Below are 14756 nucleotides of genomic sequence, written 5' to 3' on the forward strand. Positions count from 1 at the left end.
CAGCTCGGGTCGGGGATGCAGTCGGGGTGATGCTTCGCCAGCCAAGCGGCCATGTGCTCGCGCAGCTCGCAGCGCAGGTCCCACTGGGCGCCGGGACGGGCGGCCGGAGCGGGCTTGGGGCCGGGCTTCGGAGCGGCGGCGGCGCGCTTGGCGGCCTCGGCCTGCTCCTGCTGGCGCTTGACCAGCTCCTCGGCGCGTTTCTGCTCCGCGGCCACCTCGATGTCGCGGGCGCTCGTGGGCTGGGCGGCCGGGGCCGGCGCGGGGACTGGCTTGGGTCCGGGCTTCGGCGCGGCCGCGCCCGGCTTCGGGGCGGCCTTCTTCACGGCCTTCTTCGCTTCGGCCTCGGCCTTCGCCTCGGTCTTGGCGTCCTTGGCCTCGACCTTGGCCTGCATGATCTTGGACGGGCTCGGTGCCGCCGGGCGCGGGCCCTTGGGGGCCGCCGCCTTGGCGGGCTCGGGCGTCGGCGCCGTCTTCGGCGCCGGCGCGGACTGGGCGCCCTGTGCGGCGTCGTATTCCTGCCGCAGTCGACGCGCCACCGGGGCCTCGACCGTGCTCGACGCTGACTTCACGAACTCGCCCATGTCCCCGAGGCGGGCGAGCAGTTCCTTGCTCGTCGTGCCCAGTTCCTTGGCAAGTTCATGTACGCGGGGCTTTGCTGCCACTGCACTCCTCAATTCGAGGTCGTACGGGCAGCGCCCGCCGACCTTATCTACCGACTAGCAACGCGTTCATTCGAAGAACTTCATCGCGTGGTCTTCATTCGGTCTCTACCTGCTTCGTGTGCGGGAGTCGGCCTCTCGGCCGACTCCGACTCGACATGGGTTCGCACCGCTCCAACGTCTACCGCTCCCTCGATTCTGAGGGCTCGGGCGAACGCACGCTTGCGAACTGCCTGTTCAAGGCAGTTCAGGTCGTGGTGCACATGGGCTCCGCGGCCGCTGAGGCGGCGCTGCGGGTCCGGAACCAGGCGGTTCGGGGAACCCTCAGAGCGTTGAACGACGACGCGCAGGAGCTCGGCGGCCGATGCGCGTCTGCGGCACCCCACACAAGTGCGGACTACCGCTGCGTCACGTTGCGATCCGATGTTCAGTCTACCTCCCGGACCGCCGACCGCCACCGGCCGGGCCGGTCTCCTCCTTGGCGCCGCCGGAGACGTGCGCGTCGGACTTGATGTCGATCCGCCACCCCGTGAGGCGCGCGGCGAGACGGGCGTTCTGGCCTTCGCGGCCGATCGCGAGCGAAAGCTGATAGTCCGGGACGATCACCTCAGTGGACCGTGTCGCCTCGTCCACGACCCGCACCGACAGGGTCTTCGCCGGGGAGAGGGCGTTCGCGACGAACCGTGCGGGGTCGGCGTCCCAGTCGACGATGTCGATCTTCTCGCCGCCGAGTTCGCTCATGACCGCGCGCACGCGCGAGCCCATCGGGCCGATGCACGCGCCCTTCGCGTTGACGTCCTTCGTTGTGGCGCGCACCGCGATCTTGGAACGGTGACCGGCCTCACGTGCGATCGCCGGGATCTCCACGGCGCCCTCGTCGATCTCGGGCACCTCGAACGCGAACAGCTTCTTCACCAGGGCGGGGTGGGTGCGCGACAACGTGATCTGGGGACCGCGGGCGGTGCGGTTCACCTGGATGACGATCGCGCGGATGCGCTTGCCGTGCTCGTAGTTCTCACCGGGGACCTGCTCGTTGAGGGGCAGGGTGGCCTCGATCTTGCCGAGGTCCACAGTGACGATCCCGCGCTCGTTGCGCTCGCCGTGGGCCTGGACGACACCGGTGACGATGTCGCCCTCCTTGCCGGAGTACTCCCCGTAGTTGACCTCGTCGGCGGCTTCGCGCAGCCGCTGCAGGATGACCTGCTTCGCGGTCTGGGCGGCGATGCGGCCGAAGCCCTCGGGGGTGTCATCGCGCTCCGAGACGACCTCGTCCTCTTCGTTCACCACCGGCACAAGGACATTGGCGATCCCATTGTCGCGGTTCACCACTACTCGCGCGCGCTCATCGGCCCCGGGGGTGTGCTTGTAGGCGGTCAGCAGCGCCGATTCGATAGCGCCGAGGATTGTCTCGAAAGGGATGTCGCGCTCGCGTTCCAGCGACCGCAGCGCGGCCAGGTCGATATGCACCCGTTCTCCTTAAGTCTTGAGTTGTCCTCACCGCGGCCGTTCAAGGCGTGCGAGCCGCGTCTTCGAGCAGACGCTCATCTCAGCTCGATCTGCACCTTGCCGGGCCCCAGCTCGGCATAGGTAGCCGAGCGGCGCACGCCGTCGGCTTCTAGTTCAATCCCCCGCTCGCTGGCGGCCGTGACGCGCCCGGCGACGGGCTCCTCCCCGATGTGCACGGCTACCAAGCGCCCAATATTACGCCGCCAGTGCCGAGGCTCGGTCAGCGGACGGTCCACGCCCGGCGAGGACACTTCCAGGGTATAGGGGGTGTCGGCGAAGGGCCCACCCGTGGAGTCCGACTCGTCCAGGGCCTTCGAGCAGGCTTTCGAGACAACCGCCACATCGTCCAGCGAGATCCCGCCGTCCTTGTCGACGAGCACGCGGACGAGCAGCCGCCGGCCGGCCTTGGTGACCTGCAGCCCTTCGAGGTCGAAACCGACCTTCGCCACGGCCGGGGCCAGGATCGCCTCGACCTCCGCTTGCCGCTCATTTCCCATGCGCAATTCCCCTCCATGTCGCCTGTTCGGCCGAGATTAACCGCCCGGAGACAGAATGGAAAGGCAGCCTGGGAAACTGGGTGGGTGTTCACGACCCGACGCGGACTCCTGGTCGGGGCGGCCGTTCTCACGGCCGCCGGATGCACCCGGGAGACGGCGCACATCATCACCTCGGACGCGGACCTCACCGCCGCGCTCCGCACCGCCCGCACGCTGGCCGCCGCCGGGGACGCCCTCGGCTACGGCGACTTCGCCGAGGACCACCGCACCCATGCGGCCACATTGGAACGGCTCCTGAAGCCCAATGTGGTCGCCGAGGAGATCGGCGAGCTCCCGGCCGACGCCGCCGCGCTCGCCGAAGCCGAGAGCGCGGGGAGCAAGGAGGCGGGCGACGCCTGCCTCGGCACCGACTCGGACTACGCGGTCGTGCTCGGGGAGATCGCGGCCTGCCGCGCCGCCCACGCGGCGGTGCTCGCATGACCGTCGTGGACACCGGCCTCGCCGCCGAGTACGCGGCGATCTACGCCTACAGCGCCGCCGCGGTGCATCTGGACGGCGACCCGCGCTGGATCGCCGAGGAGCTCGAGGCCGAGCACCGCTCGCGGCGCGACGCGCTGCTCGACTTCTACGACGAGCACGGGCTCGAAGCGGCCCCGTCCCTGGCGGGCTACGACATCGAGCCCATCGCCGACGCCGCCGGGGCGCAGCGGCTGCTGCTCGCCGTCGAGACGAGCGTGACCACCGCCTGGCGCGCGGGCGTGGCCTCGACCGAGCCGCGCGACCGCGAGATCTGCCTCAGGATGTACGGCGACGCCGCGGTGGCCCTGGCCCGCTGGCGGATCGCCGTCGGCGAGTCCGCCGCCGACCCGTGGCCGGGCCGCCCCGAGTAGGCGTTCGCCTGCGCCTCCAAGAAACAGCCTTACCTGTATCCGCCTTCTGCATACCAGCTATGCCATACTCGGTATCTCTCCGCTTGGAGAGGACTAGTAGCGATACGAGGTAGCTCATGAGTGTCAAACACAGCCTCCTCGCGCTGCTCGAACGGGGACCCGCCTACGGCTACCAACTGCGGGCCGCGTTCGAGAGCGCCACCGGCAACACCTGGCCGCTCAACATCGGACAGGTCTACACCACCCTCAACCGGCTCGAACGCGACGAGCTCGTCGAGGCCATGCCGGAGAACGACTCCGGCCAGCGCCCCTACCGGATCACCGAGAGCGGCCGCCGCCACCTGGCGGGCTGGTTCGCCTCGCCGGTGCAGGCCGCCGACCGGCCCCGGGACGAGCTCACCATCAAGCTGGCGCTGGCGGTGACCACGCCCGGCGTGGACGTCGCCGACGTCATCCAGCGCCAGCGCGGGGCGACCCTGCGCCTGCTCCAGGAGTACACGCGGCTCAAATCGGCCGAGGACCACCCGGAACTGGCCTGGCGGCTGGTGCTCGAGTCGATGATCTTCCGCGCCGAGGCGGAGATCCGCTGGCTCGACCACACCGAGGCCGTGGTGGCCCGCGCAGAACCGCAGGCGACGTTGCCGTTCGGCGTCGGCGAGCACGACTCGGCCGACGCGGCATCCGAAGTCAACCGATCCCGATCCCACTGAGAAGAGAACGCGGTACCCCCATGACCGTTCTGCATCTGAAAGGCGTGAGCCGGACCCACGGCTCGGGCGAGAACATCGTCCACGCCCTGATCGACGCCGAGCTCACCATCGCGGCCGGTGAACTCGTCGCCATCATGGGCCCTTCGGGGTCCGGCAAGTCGACCCTGCTCAACCTCGCCGGCGGCCTGGACGCCCCGACCTCGGGCCAGGTCCTGGTCGAAGGCACCGTCCTGGCCTCGCTCAACAAGAAGAAGCTCGCCGCGCTGCGCCGGCGCAGTGTGGGCTATGTGTTCCAGGACTACAACCTGGTGCCGAGCCTGACCGCGGCCGAGAACGCCGCGCTCCCGCTGGAACTGGACGGGATGTCCTCGCCCAAGGCCCGCAAGATGGCGCTCGCGGCCCTCGAAGAGGTCGGGCTGGATGTGAAGCAGGCCGACCGGTTCCCCGATGAGATCTCGGGCGGGCAGGCCCAGCGCGTGGCCATCGCCCGGGCCCTGATCGGTGAGCGGCGCCTGGTGCTGGCGGACGAACCGACCGGCGCGCTCGACTCCCACACGGGCGAAGAGGTGCTGAAGCTCCTGCGCCGCCGCGTCGACGCCGGCGCGGCCGGACTCCTGGTCACCCACGACGCCAGGCACGCGGGCTGGGCCGACCGGGTCGTGTTCCTGCGCGACGGCCGGATCATCGACACCTCCGCGCCGCTCGCCGGAGCGGACAGCCTGCTCGAAGGCGCGGGTTCGTAGCGTGAAGCGACTGCTGGCGAGCCAACGTCTCGCTTTCAGGATCGCGCGCCGCGAGGCATGGCGCTACAAGGGGCGCTCGGCGCTCTCGATCTCGCTGCTGGGGCTGCCGCTGCTCGGCGTCGCCATCGGGGCCAGCGCGTTCGACACCGTCACGCTGGACGCCGAACAGGAGGTGGAGCAGTACGTCGGAACGAACGACGCGTACATCGAAGAGGTCTACGCCGGACTGCCGATCTCCCAGTTCACCTGGGACGAGAGCTACCCGTGGTGGGAGTGGACGGACCCCGAGACCGATCAGGAGCCCCCGGGGATCACCGAGGGGGGCATCCTCAACCGGCTGCCCGTCGGGACCCGGATCGCCCCGTACAGCACGTGGCCGGGCGGCGCGGAGCAGGCCGAGGTCGAGACGCCGAGCGGCATCGGCGAGGTCGACGTCATCGGCTACGACCTGAGCCACCCCAACTACGAGGCGGCCGGCTTCACCTACCTCGAGGGTTCGGCGCCGATCCGCGACCAGATCGTGCTCAGCGAGGACGCGGCCGCGCGCCTCGAGGTGGGCGTGGGCGACACGGTCACGTTCCTGGCCGGGCCGTCCGGCGAGGAGCACGAGGTCAGCGGGATCGTGGAGATCCCGTGGGACATCAACGGCCAGTACGCGATCGCCTCGTTCTTCCCTACCGACACCACCGGATGGCTGGTGGACACGCCTGAGACGTTCACGCGCGAGGACGCCTCGGCGCTCAACGAGGTCGGGCTGACCGTGTGGTCGGAGGCGCTGCTGGACACGCCGCCCACCACCCCCGGGGGCATGTACTACGACGACCCGATGGACTCGTTCTACCTCACGTTCTACGCGCTGATCGTGGTCTCCGTGGTCATGGAGGTCATCCTGCTGGCGGGTCCGGCGTTCGCGATCAGCGCGAAGCGGCGCACCCGCGAGTTCGCGCTCATGAGCGCCAACGGCGCGACGCCGCGCCAGATCCGCGGCGTCGTGCTCGCCGGCGGCATCCTGTTCGGCATCATCGCGGCGGTGGTCGCGGTCCTCATAGGCGTCGGCGTCGTCGCCGTCGGGCGGCCGCTGCTCGAGCAGCTCGTCGGCCACCGCACCCCGGGCCTGGAGATCCTGCCGTGGCTCCAGGGCCTGCTCGTCCTCGCCGCCATCGCCACAGGACTGCTCTCGGCGCTCGCCGCCGCGATCAGCGCCTCGCGCATCAACGTGGTCGCGGCGCTCATGGGCCGCACGCCGAACCGCAAGGGTTCGAAGCGCTGGCTCGTCATCGGCCTGGTCATGGTCGCGGGCGGCATGGTGGCGGGCTTCGCGGGCATCTCGATCTGGAACATGCCGCTCATGGCGAGCGCCATCGTGCTGCTGCAGCTCGGCCTGGTCGCCTGCACGCCGGCGCTCCTGGCGGTGACGGCGAAGCTCGGGCGCTGGATGCCGCTCGCGCCGCGCATGGCGCTGCGGGAGGCCGGCCGCAACCGCGGCTCCGCTGCCCCCGCGATCGCGGCGGTCCTGGGCGTCGTGGCCGCCGGCATGGCGTTCACGCTGACGATGGCCGCGGACAACGTGCGCAACGAGGCCGGGCAGGAGCGGCTGCTGCCGGAGGGCACCGCGTCGCTGGTCCTGTACAACGACACCGACGAGTACGACCCGGAGACGGGCGAGCCGATCGGCGATCCCGACTGGGAGAGCGGGCTCGCCGAGTCCGAGGCGCGGCTGGCCCAGCACCTGGACGACCTCGAGCTGATCCCGGTGCAGACGGTGGGCGAAGCGCAGGGCTGCGGCAGGGAGGCCGACTTCCCCGACGCCGAGGAGATCTGGTGCTGGGTGCAGCTCGTCCGGCCCGACGAGAACGTGTGCGTGTACTGGGAGCTCCCGACGGAGACCGAGGAGCAGGCCGCGGCGGCCGTGGAGCAGGCCCGCCAGGACCCGCGCTGCGACGAGGAGTCGGCCGCGTACGGGTACGGCATGTACGACGTCCCCACCACCACCGATCCGGCGGTGGTCGCCGCCTACACCGGGCTCGATGGCGACGAGCTCGACGCTGCCGTGGCGGTCCTGGAGGACGGCGGCGTGCTCGTGGCCGACAAGTGGGCCGTCACCGCCGAGGGCACCGCGGTCTTCGAGCAGGAGGTCTCTGAGATCGTCGAGGAGGGGCCGGACCAGGAGCCCAAGTACTACGAGGTCGAAGTGCCCGCCATGGCGGTGCACCGGGATCTGCTGGGCTACGCCGGGGTCATGTTCAGTCCTGCCGCGGCCGAGCAGGTCGGCATGAAGCCGTCGGTGTGGTCGCAGCGGTACCTGATCGAGACGTCCACGCCGATCGACGAAGCGCTCCGCGAGACGATCAGGGCGGACATGCGCGCCAAGCTGTCTGACGAGTCGGTGTCGGCGGGCTTCGACGTGGCCGATTACCGGGACACCGAGACGCTCTACATCCTGCTGGCCGTGGCCGGGCTGTGCGCGCTCATCACCCTCGGTTCGACCGCCGTGTCGACCGGGCTCATCATCGCCGAGCAGACTAAGGACATGACCACGCTCGGCGCGGTCGGCGCGGCGCCGGGCCTGCGCAAGCGGTTCGCGATGTGGCAGACGACGATGATCGCGGTGTTCGGCACGCTGATGGGCACGTTCGCGGGCCTGATCGGTTACGCGCTGATCCGCGCGGCGCTGAACCGGCCCCTGACGAACAGCTACCCGTTCGAGACGCTCTACGGCTGGGAGCTGCCGTGGGCGAGCTTCGTGATCATGCTGGTGGCCGTCCCGGTCATCGCCGCGGTCGGGGCGCTCCTGTTCACCAAGGCGCGGCTCCCCAGTGAGCGGCGCTTGACGTAACCCTCCAAGGAGGCCAAGGGCCCCAGTGCGGTTCGCACTGGGGCCCTTGGTCTGTCTCGTGGGGGCGGCGCCGGCTCAACCCCTCGGAGACATCGGCATCTCACGGACCGGCGCCGCCCGCGTCAGGGTAGGAACCCGCTGCCACTCAACGCTTGTGCTCGGGCGTCCCGGCCGGGACGCCGCTGGAGGGCATGGTCAGGATCTCGAAGCCGTCGTCGGTGACCAGCAGGGTGTGCTCGAACTGGGCGGTCCACTTGCGGTCGCGGGTGACGGCGGTCCAGCCGTCGTCCCACATCTCGTGCTCGGCGGTGCCGAGGTTGATCATCGGCTCGATCGTGAAGGTCATGCCGGTCTCGATCTCGACCTCGAGGCCCGGGTTGTCGTAGTGGGGCACGTAGAGGCCGGAGTGGAACGCGGTGCCGATGCCGTGGCCGGTGAACTGGCGGACGACGCCGTAGCCGAAGCGCTTCGCGTAGGCCTCGATGACCTTGCCTACGACGTTGAGCTGGCGGCCGGGCTTGACGGCCTTGATGCCGCGCCAGGTGGCCGCCCAGGTGCGCTCCACGAGGTCGCGGGCCTCCTGGGAGACGTCGCCGGCGAGGAAGGTGGCGTTGCAGTCGCCGTGGACGCCGCCGATGAAGGCGGTGATGTCGATGTTGACGATGTCGCCGTCCTGCACCACGGTGGAGTCGGGGATGCCGTGGCAGATGACCTCGTTGAGCGAGGTGCAGCAGGACTTCGGGTAGCCGCGGTAGCCGAGCGTCGAGGGGTAGGCGCCGAGGTCGCACAGGTATTCGTGGACGATCCTGTCGAGTTCGTCGGTGGTGACGCCGGGGGCGACGGCCTTGCCGACGTTCTCGAGGGCGTCGGCGGCGATGCGCCCGGCGACGCGCATCCGCTCGATGGTCTCGGCGTCCTTCACCTCCGACCCGGTGAAGGGGGACGGCGCGGGCTTGCCGACGTACTCGGGCCGCTCGATCGCTTCGGGGACGCTCCTGCGGGGGCTCTGCCTGCCTGGGCGCAGCGCGGGACGGGTTTCCATCCGCCAAGCCTAACTTGAGGGTCCGCGGGGGCCGCCGCGGCGAAGCCCGCGGTCCACCGCCGGGCGGCGTCCCTGTTACCGAGCGGCCGCCCGGAAATCGGCCCGCGGATGCGAAAACCTCTTGCGTTCCCGCTCGCCAGGCCGCATGCTGGGACGACCGGCGCACCCCTGTCCGAATGCTCGGGCGGGGCGGTCCGGGACCCCGTGACGACTCTCCTACCGAGCCGGCGCGGGGCGCGGCTCCCGCGAGAGCGCCGCCGCCCGGCTCCGGCCGGACGCGGCAATACGACACCTCCCGCGGTCGAGCGCCCCGCCTGACCAACCCAGGCGGCGTGCAGTCGCCCCGCGTCGGCTCACCACCCCCTCCCCCGCGCAACGCGAAGGCCCGCGACCTTCGGATCGGCTGCGGGCCTTGGCGAAAGCCTCGTGATCAGGCGGCTTCGAGCGCCTTGGTGGGCGCTTCCGCGTCGGCCTCGGCGGCCGCGTCCATGTCGGCGGTGCCGACCTCCTGGGCCAGCCGCTCCCAGAGCATCCCGCCGGAGTGGGCGAGGGCGCCGATGATCGAGGGCACGAACGGCAGCACCCAGTCGGCGAGGAACCCCGAGTGGGGCACGTTCAGCACGAGCATGGCCGAGCCGGCGCACAGCAGTCCTTGGAGGGTTCCGCGCCAGGCGGCGCGAGTGCCGTCGACGACCGCCTCGCGGCGCTCGGTCGCGGGGTCGTGGAACTCCGAGAGGCCCGCGGCGTCACGGCGGCCCAGGTAAGCGCCGACGACCGCCTGGACGGCGGTGCCGGAGACGACCGCGGCGAGCAGGCTGTTCTTGGTGACCACGTAGATCAGGGCGAAGAGCAGGCCGCCGCCGAGGACGGTGAGCGCGCCTCGGATCCAGTCGATCTTCTCGCCCGGGTACCAGTAGTACTTGGTGACGCCCTCGGAAATCTGCCGTTCGAACTTCCCCATGCCGGTCGCCCTCCCCTTTCGCGGACGCAGCCGTCAGCTGCGCTTGACACGCACGGAAGTCATTATGCGCGGCACCGGACGGCGGTTCGGCGGAATCCCCTGTAGTCACCTTTGTGGAATTTTGCACAAGATGCGCTCTATGTCGGGTTTTCGGTCGTACCGCGAAGCCCTCAACTGGTGCTACGGACCAGCCTAGGGAAGGATCGCCGACGGGTGAGTCGGCGATCCGACAGTTCCATCAGTGGACTTGGACTACCGGTCCGGCCAGGCCCTTGAGCTCCTCGGGCAGGTCCGCGCCCATCGCCTCGGCCAGCTTCACGGCCTCCTCGATGAGCGTCTCCACGATCTGCGACTCCGGGACGGTGCGGATGACCTCGCCCTTGACGAAGATCTGGCCGCGGCCGTTGCCGCTCGCCACGCCCAGGTCGGCCTCTCGGGCCTCGCCGGGGCCGTTCACGACGCAGCCCATCACGGCCACGCGCAGCGGGACCGGCAGGCCCTCGAGCCCGGCCGTGACCTGCTCGGCGAGTGTGTACACGTCCACCTGAGCGCGCCCGCACGACGGGCACGAGACGATCTCCAGGCCGCGCTCCTTGAGGCCCATCGACTCCAGGATCTGGTTGCCGACCTTGACCTCCTCGACCGGCGGGGCCGAGAGGGAGACGCGGATGGTGTCGCCGATGCCCTCGGCGAGCAGCGCGCCGAACGCGGCGGCGGACTTGATGGTGCCCTGGAAGGCGGGGCCGGCCTCGGTGACGCCCAGGTGCAGCGGGTAGTCGCACTGCTGGGAGAGGAGCCGGTAGGCCTTGATCATGACGACCGGGTCGTTGTGCTTGACCGAGATCTTGATGTCGCGGAAGTCGTGCTCCTCGAACAGCGAGGCCTCCCACAGCGCGGACTCGACCAGCGCCTCCGGGGTGGCCTTGCCGTACTTGGCGAGCAGCCGCTTGTCGAGCGACCCGGCGTTCACGCCGATGCGGATCGGCGTCCCGGCGCCCTTGGCGGCCTTGGCGATCTCCCCCACCCGGTCGTCGAACTGCTTGATGTTGCCGGGGTTGACGCGCACGGCGGCGCACCCGGCGTCGATCGCGGCGAAGACGTACTTGGGCTGGAAGTGGATGTCCGCGATGACCGGGATCTGCGACTGCTTCGCGATGACCTTGAGCGCGTCGGCGTCGTCCTGGGTCGGGCACGCGACGCGGACGATCTGGCAGCCGGTGGCGGTGAGCTCGGCGATCTGCTGCAGCGTCGCGCCGATGTCCGAGGTGCGGGTGGTGGTCATCGACTGCACGCTGATGGGCGCGCCGCCGCCGACGAGCACGCCGCCGACGTTGAGCTGCCGGGTCGGGCGGCGCGGGGCGAGCGGTTCGACCTCGTGGTCGTGGCGCTTGGTGGGGATACCGAGGTTCACTGCGGTCATGTGGCCAGTTTCCACCCTGATTCGCGGGTTAGTTGAAGATAGTGATCGGGTTGACGATGTCTGCGGTGATCGTCAGCAGCATGAAGCCGCCCAGGAGGACGATCACAGCGTAGGTGAGCGGCATGAGTTTCATGTAGTCGACACGCCCGGGATCGATTTTTCCTCGCTTCACGGCGAGCCACGACCGGGCCTTCTCGAACCAGGCGATCGCGATGTGCCCGCCGTCCATCGGCAGGAGCGGCAGCAGGTTGAAGATGCCGATGAAGTAGTTCAGGACCACCAGGAGCATGAAGAACATCGCCCACTGGTCGTACTGGACCATCTCGCCGCCGAGACGCGAGGCGCCCACCACGCTGACGGGCGAGTCCGCGCTGCGCTCGCCGCCCATGATCGCGTCCCACAGCGGCGGGATCTTCGAGGGCAGCTGGCCGAGGGCGATGAACGTCTCCTTGAACATCTCGCCGGTGGAGCTGAAGGTCTCGCCGACGCCGTCGATCGGGCCGACCGCGACGGTCGGGGCGATCGCGGGGTCGCTGTACACGAAGACGCCAAGGCGGGCGACCGTCTCGGTCGTGCCGTCCTCCTTCTCGGCGGTGGCCGCGTACGGGACGACCTCGACGGTCTTCGCGGCGCCGTCGCGGTCGACGGTGACCTCGACCGGCTGCTCCGGGGTGAGGCCGGAGACGGTGTCGACGAGCGACTCCCAGTCGGTGACGGCGGTGCCGCCCACGGAGGTGATGGCGTCGCCGTCCTCGATCCCGGCGGCGTAGGCCGGGCCTTCGATCTGGCCTGCGGCGCAGTCGCCCGCCGCGGGGGCGGCGGTGTCGGTGGACTCGACGCACGGCGCGACCGTGACCTGCGCGTTCTGCTCGGACTCGGTGATCTGCTCGGCATAGGCCGGGTTGGCGACCACGCCGACGAAGGAGACGAGGATCCACAGGGCGATGAAGCCGATGATGAAGTGCGTGACCGAGCCGGCCGCGAGCACGACCGTGCGCTGCCACAGCGGCTTGCGCCAGAACACCCGCTTCTTGTCGGCCTCGGAGAGCTCCTCCTCGTCCTCCTCGAGCGGCGTCATGCCGACGATCTTGACGAAGCCGCCGAGCGGGATGCCCTTGAGGCCGTATTCGGTCTCGCCCTTGCGGAACGACCACAGGGTGGGTCCGAAGCCCACGAAGTAGCGGGTGACCTTCATGCCGAAGCCCTTGGCCGTGAGCATGTGGCCGAATTCGTGCAGGCTCACGGAGATGAGGATCGCCAACGCGAACAGGACGATCCCGGTGATGTAGGCCAGCAAGTCGGTCTCCTTCTAACGCTCGGACGCGTCCAACACTAGCCGTCGGGCGCACGCGCGCGCCCAGTTCTCCGCCTCGAGTACGTCTGCGACACTTCCGGGTCGGCCGAACTCGGGAGCGGCCTCGAGCACGCTCGAGATCGTGTCGACGATGCCGAGGAACGGGAGCCGCCCGTCGCGGAAGGCCGCGACGGCCTCCTCGTTGGCGGCGTTGTACACGGCGGGCATGAGGCCGCCGGCGCGGCCGGCGTCCTTGGCGAGGGCGACGGCCGGGAACGCGGTCGCGTCGAGCGGCTCGAAGTGCCAGTCGGCGGCCTTCGTCCAGTCGACCGGGCGGGCGGATCCGGGGAGGCGGTCGGGCCAGGCGAGCGCGTGGCCGATGGGCAGGCGCATGTCCGGCGGGGAGGCCTGGGCGATGGTGGAGCCGTCGGTGAACTCGACCATCGAGTGGATCACCGACTGCGGGTGCACGACCACCTCGATGTCGCCGTACGGCACGTCGAAGAGCTCGTGCGCCTCGATCACCTCGAGCGCCTTGTTCACCATGGTCGCGGAGTTGATCGTGACGACCGGGCCCATGGCCCAGGTCGGGTGCGCCAGCGCCTGTTCGACCGTGACCTCGGCGAGCTCGCCGCGCGACCTGCCGCGGAAGGGCCCGCCCGAGGCGGTGAGCACGAGCTTCGCGACCCGCTCCATCGCACCCGAGCGCAGGCACTGCGCCAGCGCGGAGTGCTCGGAGTCGACCGGGACGAGCTGGCCGGGCCGCGCGACCTCCCGCACGAGCGGGCCGCCGGCGACGAGGGACTCCTTGTTGGCGAGGGCCACTCGGCGTCCCGCCTCGAGGGCGGCGAGGGTCGGGGCGAGCCCGATGGAGCCGTTGATGCCGTTGAGCACGGTGTCGCAGGGCCAGGCGGCGAGCTCGGTCATGGCGCCGCGGCCCGCGATGAGCTTGGGCATGCGGGCGTCGCCGGAGGTCCAACCCTGCTTGGTCGCCGCGGCGAACAGGCGCAGCTGCACGTCCTCGAGGGCCTTCGCGTCGGCGACCGCGACGACGTCCACGCCCAGTTCGATGGCCTGCTCGGCCAGGAGCGCCGGATTGCCTCCGCCCGCGCCGATGCCGACGACGCGGAAGCGGTCGGGGTTGCTGCGGACGATGTCGATGGCCTGAGTCCCGATGGAGCCGGTGGACCCCAGGAGCACGATCTCGCGTTGGTCAGTCACGGGAATGATTATCCGCTAGCGGAAAACCACCGTTTTGGTGCCGTTGATGAGGACGCGGTCGTCCAGGTGGGCGGCCAGGCCGCGGGCCAGGCAGGTCGATTCGAGGTCGCGGCCGGCGGCCACCAGCTCCTCGGGGCTGTGCGCGTGGTCGACGCGCGCGACCTCCTGCTCGATGATGGGGCCCTCGTCGAGGTCGGCGGTGACGTAGTGGCAGGTCGCGCCGATGAGCTTGACGCCGCGGTCGTGCGCTTGGTGGTAGGGCTTGGCGCCCTTGAAGCTCGGCAGGAACGAGTGGTGGATGTTGAGGATCTTGCCGGGGAGCTTGGCGCAGAAGTCCGAGGAGAGGATCTGCATGTACCGGGCCAGGACCACGGTGTCGATGCGCTCCGCTTCGATGAGGTCGAGGATCCGCTGCTCCTGCGCGGCCTTGCCCTCGGGGCCGACGGGCAGGTAGTGGAAGGGCACGCCGGAGGAGGCGGCCAGGTCGGCCCAGTCGGGGTGGTTCGAGACGACCGCGGCGGCCTCGCCGTGGAGGGCCCCGATGCGGAAGCGGTAGAGCAGGTCGTTGAGGCAGTGGCCCTGCTTGGAGGCCATGATGAGGACGCGGCGCTTGACGGCGCGGTCGTGGAGCTGCCAGTCCATGTCGAATTCGCGGGCGATCTCGGTGAAGCCCACGGCCAGCTCGTCGCGCGCGGCGGCGGTGTTGAACTCGACCCGCATGAAGAAGCGGCCTGATCCGTGCTCGGAGAACTGCTGGGAGTCCTCGATGTTGGCGTCGCGGCGGGTGAGGAAACCCGAGACGGCGTACACGATGCCGAGGCGGTCGGGGCACGAGAGCGTGAGCACGAACTGGCTGGTCATCCTACCAATGATACGGAGGTGTCCGGGCGGGCGACAATGGAGTTCACTCACGGGCGGATTGTCACGGGGCGTCACGCTCGGGGAGGCGGACCCTGGACAAGGAGGAAGGGCGGACT

15 protein-coding genes are annotated in these 14756 nt (G+C 70.1%); 5 read left to right on the top strand and 10 right to left on the bottom strand.

The features are described 5' to 3' along the window. The 4 genes from AB0K52_RS02450 to rimP all read right to left on the bottom strand — a co-directional run. On the bottom strand, positions 1-662 hold a 662-nt coding region (locus tag AB0K52_RS02450), incomplete at its 3' end, for a translation initiation factor IF-2 N-terminal domain-containing protein (RefSeq protein ID WP_363525078.1). Positions 663-742: 80 nt separating this feature from the next. Further along, entirely contained in the window at positions 743-1084 is a 342-nt protein-coding gene (locus AB0K52_RS02455) for a YlxR family protein (protein WP_363526142.1), read from the bottom strand. Between the two features lie 7 nt (positions 1085-1091). Continuing rightward, positions 1092-2126, bottom strand: a complete 1035-nt coding sequence (gene nusA / locus AB0K52_RS02460; protein WP_208493855.1) for a transcription termination factor NusA — start codon at positions 2124-2126, stop codon at positions 1092-1094. 74 nt (positions 2127-2200) lie between these two features. Then, positions 2201-2662 (bottom strand): ribosome maturation factor RimP, encoded by a 462-nt coding sequence (rimP, locus tag AB0K52_RS02465; protein ID WP_363525082.1) that lies wholly within the window; start codon positions 2660-2662, stop codon positions 2201-2203. 84 nt (positions 2663-2746) lie between these two features. Between rimP and AB0K52_RS02470 the strand changes: the two genes are divergently transcribed. The 5 genes from AB0K52_RS02470 to AB0K52_RS02490 all read left to right on the top strand — a co-directional run bounded on the left by AB0K52_RS02470 (position 2747) and on the right by AB0K52_RS02490 (position 7841). Then, entirely contained in the window at positions 2747-3142 is a 396-nt protein-coding gene (locus tag AB0K52_RS02470) for a hypothetical protein (protein ID WP_363525085.1), read from the top strand. Beyond that, the gene (locus AB0K52_RS02475; protein ID WP_363525088.1) at positions 3139-3552 is read left to right on the top strand and encodes a DUF4439 domain-containing protein; all 414 of its coding nucleotides are present in this window, start codon (positions 3139-3141) and stop codon (positions 3550-3552) included. Before AB0K52_RS02470 ends, AB0K52_RS02475 begins: the two co-directional genes overlap by 4 nt. Before the next feature lie 116 nt (positions 3553-3668). After that, on the top strand, positions 3669-4262 hold the full coding sequence (locus AB0K52_RS02480; protein ID WP_363525091.1) for a PadR family transcriptional regulator: 594 nt from the start codon (positions 3669-3671) through the stop codon (positions 4260-4262). Between the two features lie 20 nt (positions 4263-4282). Then, a complete protein-coding gene (locus AB0K52_RS02485) occupies positions 4283-5005 on the top strand; it encodes an ABC transporter ATP-binding protein (RefSeq protein ID WP_363525094.1) in 723 nt (240 codons plus the stop codon). A gap of 1 nt (position 5006) precedes the next feature. Next, entirely contained in the window at positions 5007-7841 is a 2835-nt protein-coding gene (locus tag AB0K52_RS02490) for an FtsX-like permease family protein (RefSeq protein WP_363525097.1), read from the top strand. A gap of 145 nt (positions 7842-7986) precedes the next feature. On the opposite strand, the gene map is transcribed toward AB0K52_RS02490, so the two are convergent. The 6 genes from map to purU all read right to left on the bottom strand — a co-directional run bounded on the left by map (position 7987) and on the right by purU (position 14640). After that, complete coding sequence (gene map / locus AB0K52_RS02495; RefSeq protein WP_363525100.1) at positions 7987-8883, bottom strand: type I methionyl aminopeptidase; 897 nt, start codon at positions 8881-8883, stop codon at positions 7987-7989. Positions 8884-9313: 430 nt separating this feature from the next. Then, positions 9314-9844, bottom strand: a complete 531-nt coding sequence (locus tag AB0K52_RS02500; RefSeq protein ID WP_363525103.1) for a hypothetical protein — start codon at positions 9842-9844, stop codon at positions 9314-9316. Positions 9845-10082: 238 nt separating this feature from the next. After that, the gene (gene ispG, locus AB0K52_RS02505) at positions 10083-11264 is read right to left on the bottom strand and encodes a flavodoxin-dependent (E)-4-hydroxy-3-methylbut-2-enyl-diphosphate synthase (RefSeq protein ID WP_363525106.1); all 1182 of its coding nucleotides are present in this window, start codon (positions 11262-11264) and stop codon (positions 10083-10085) included. 28 nt (positions 11265-11292) lie between these two features. Then, positions 11293-12558 (bottom strand): site-2 protease family protein, encoded by a 1266-nt coding sequence (locus tag AB0K52_RS02510; protein ID WP_363526144.1) that lies wholly within the window; start codon positions 12556-12558, stop codon positions 11293-11295. Positions 12559-12573: 15 nt separating this feature from the next. Continuing rightward, on the bottom strand, positions 12574-13758 hold the full coding sequence (gene dxr, locus AB0K52_RS02515) for a 1-deoxy-D-xylulose-5-phosphate reductoisomerase (protein WP_363526146.1): 1185 nt from the start codon (positions 13756-13758) through the stop codon (positions 12574-12576). Between the two features lie 36 nt (positions 13759-13794). Beyond that, on the bottom strand, positions 13795-14640 hold the full coding sequence (gene purU / locus AB0K52_RS02520) for a formyltetrahydrofolate deformylase (RefSeq protein ID WP_363525109.1): 846 nt from the start codon (positions 14638-14640) through the stop codon (positions 13795-13797). Positions 14641-14756: the final 116 nt, after the last annotated feature.

Source organism: Glycomyces sp. NPDC049804 (assembly GCF_040674615.1).
Classification (GTDB): domain Bacteria; phylum Actinomycetota; class Actinomycetes; order Mycobacteriales; family Micromonosporaceae; genus Glycomyces; species Glycomyces niveus.

Coding starts and splice junctions, on each gene's coding strand:
- map (WP_363525100.1), bottom strand. CDS start 8,883: ATGGAAACCCGTCCCGCGCTGCGCCCAGGCAGGCAGAGCCCCCGCAGG.
- AB0K52_RS02480 (WP_363525091.1), top strand. CDS start 3,669: ATGAGTGTCAAACACAGCCTCCTCGCGCTGCTCGAACGGGGACCCGCC.
- AB0K52_RS02475 (WP_363525088.1), top strand. CDS start 3,139: ATGACCGTCGTGGACACCGGCCTCGCCGCCGAGTACGCGGCGATCTAC.
- purU (WP_363525109.1), bottom strand. CDS start 14,640: ATGACCAGCCAGTTCGTGCTCACGCTCTCGTGCCCCGACCGCCTCGGC.
- ispG (WP_363525106.1), bottom strand. CDS start 11,264: ATGACCGCAGTGAACCTCGGTATCCCCACCAAGCGCCACGACCACGAG.
- rimP (WP_363525082.1), bottom strand. CDS start 2,662: ATGGGAAATGAGCGGCAAGCGGAGGTCGAGGCGATCCTGGCCCCGGCC.
- AB0K52_RS02485 (WP_363525094.1), top strand. CDS start 4,283: ATGACCGTTCTGCATCTGAAAGGCGTGAGCCGGACCCACGGCTCGGGC.
- AB0K52_RS02500 (WP_363525103.1), bottom strand. CDS start 9,844: ATGGGGAAGTTCGAACGGCAGATTTCCGAGGGCGTCACCAAGTACTAC.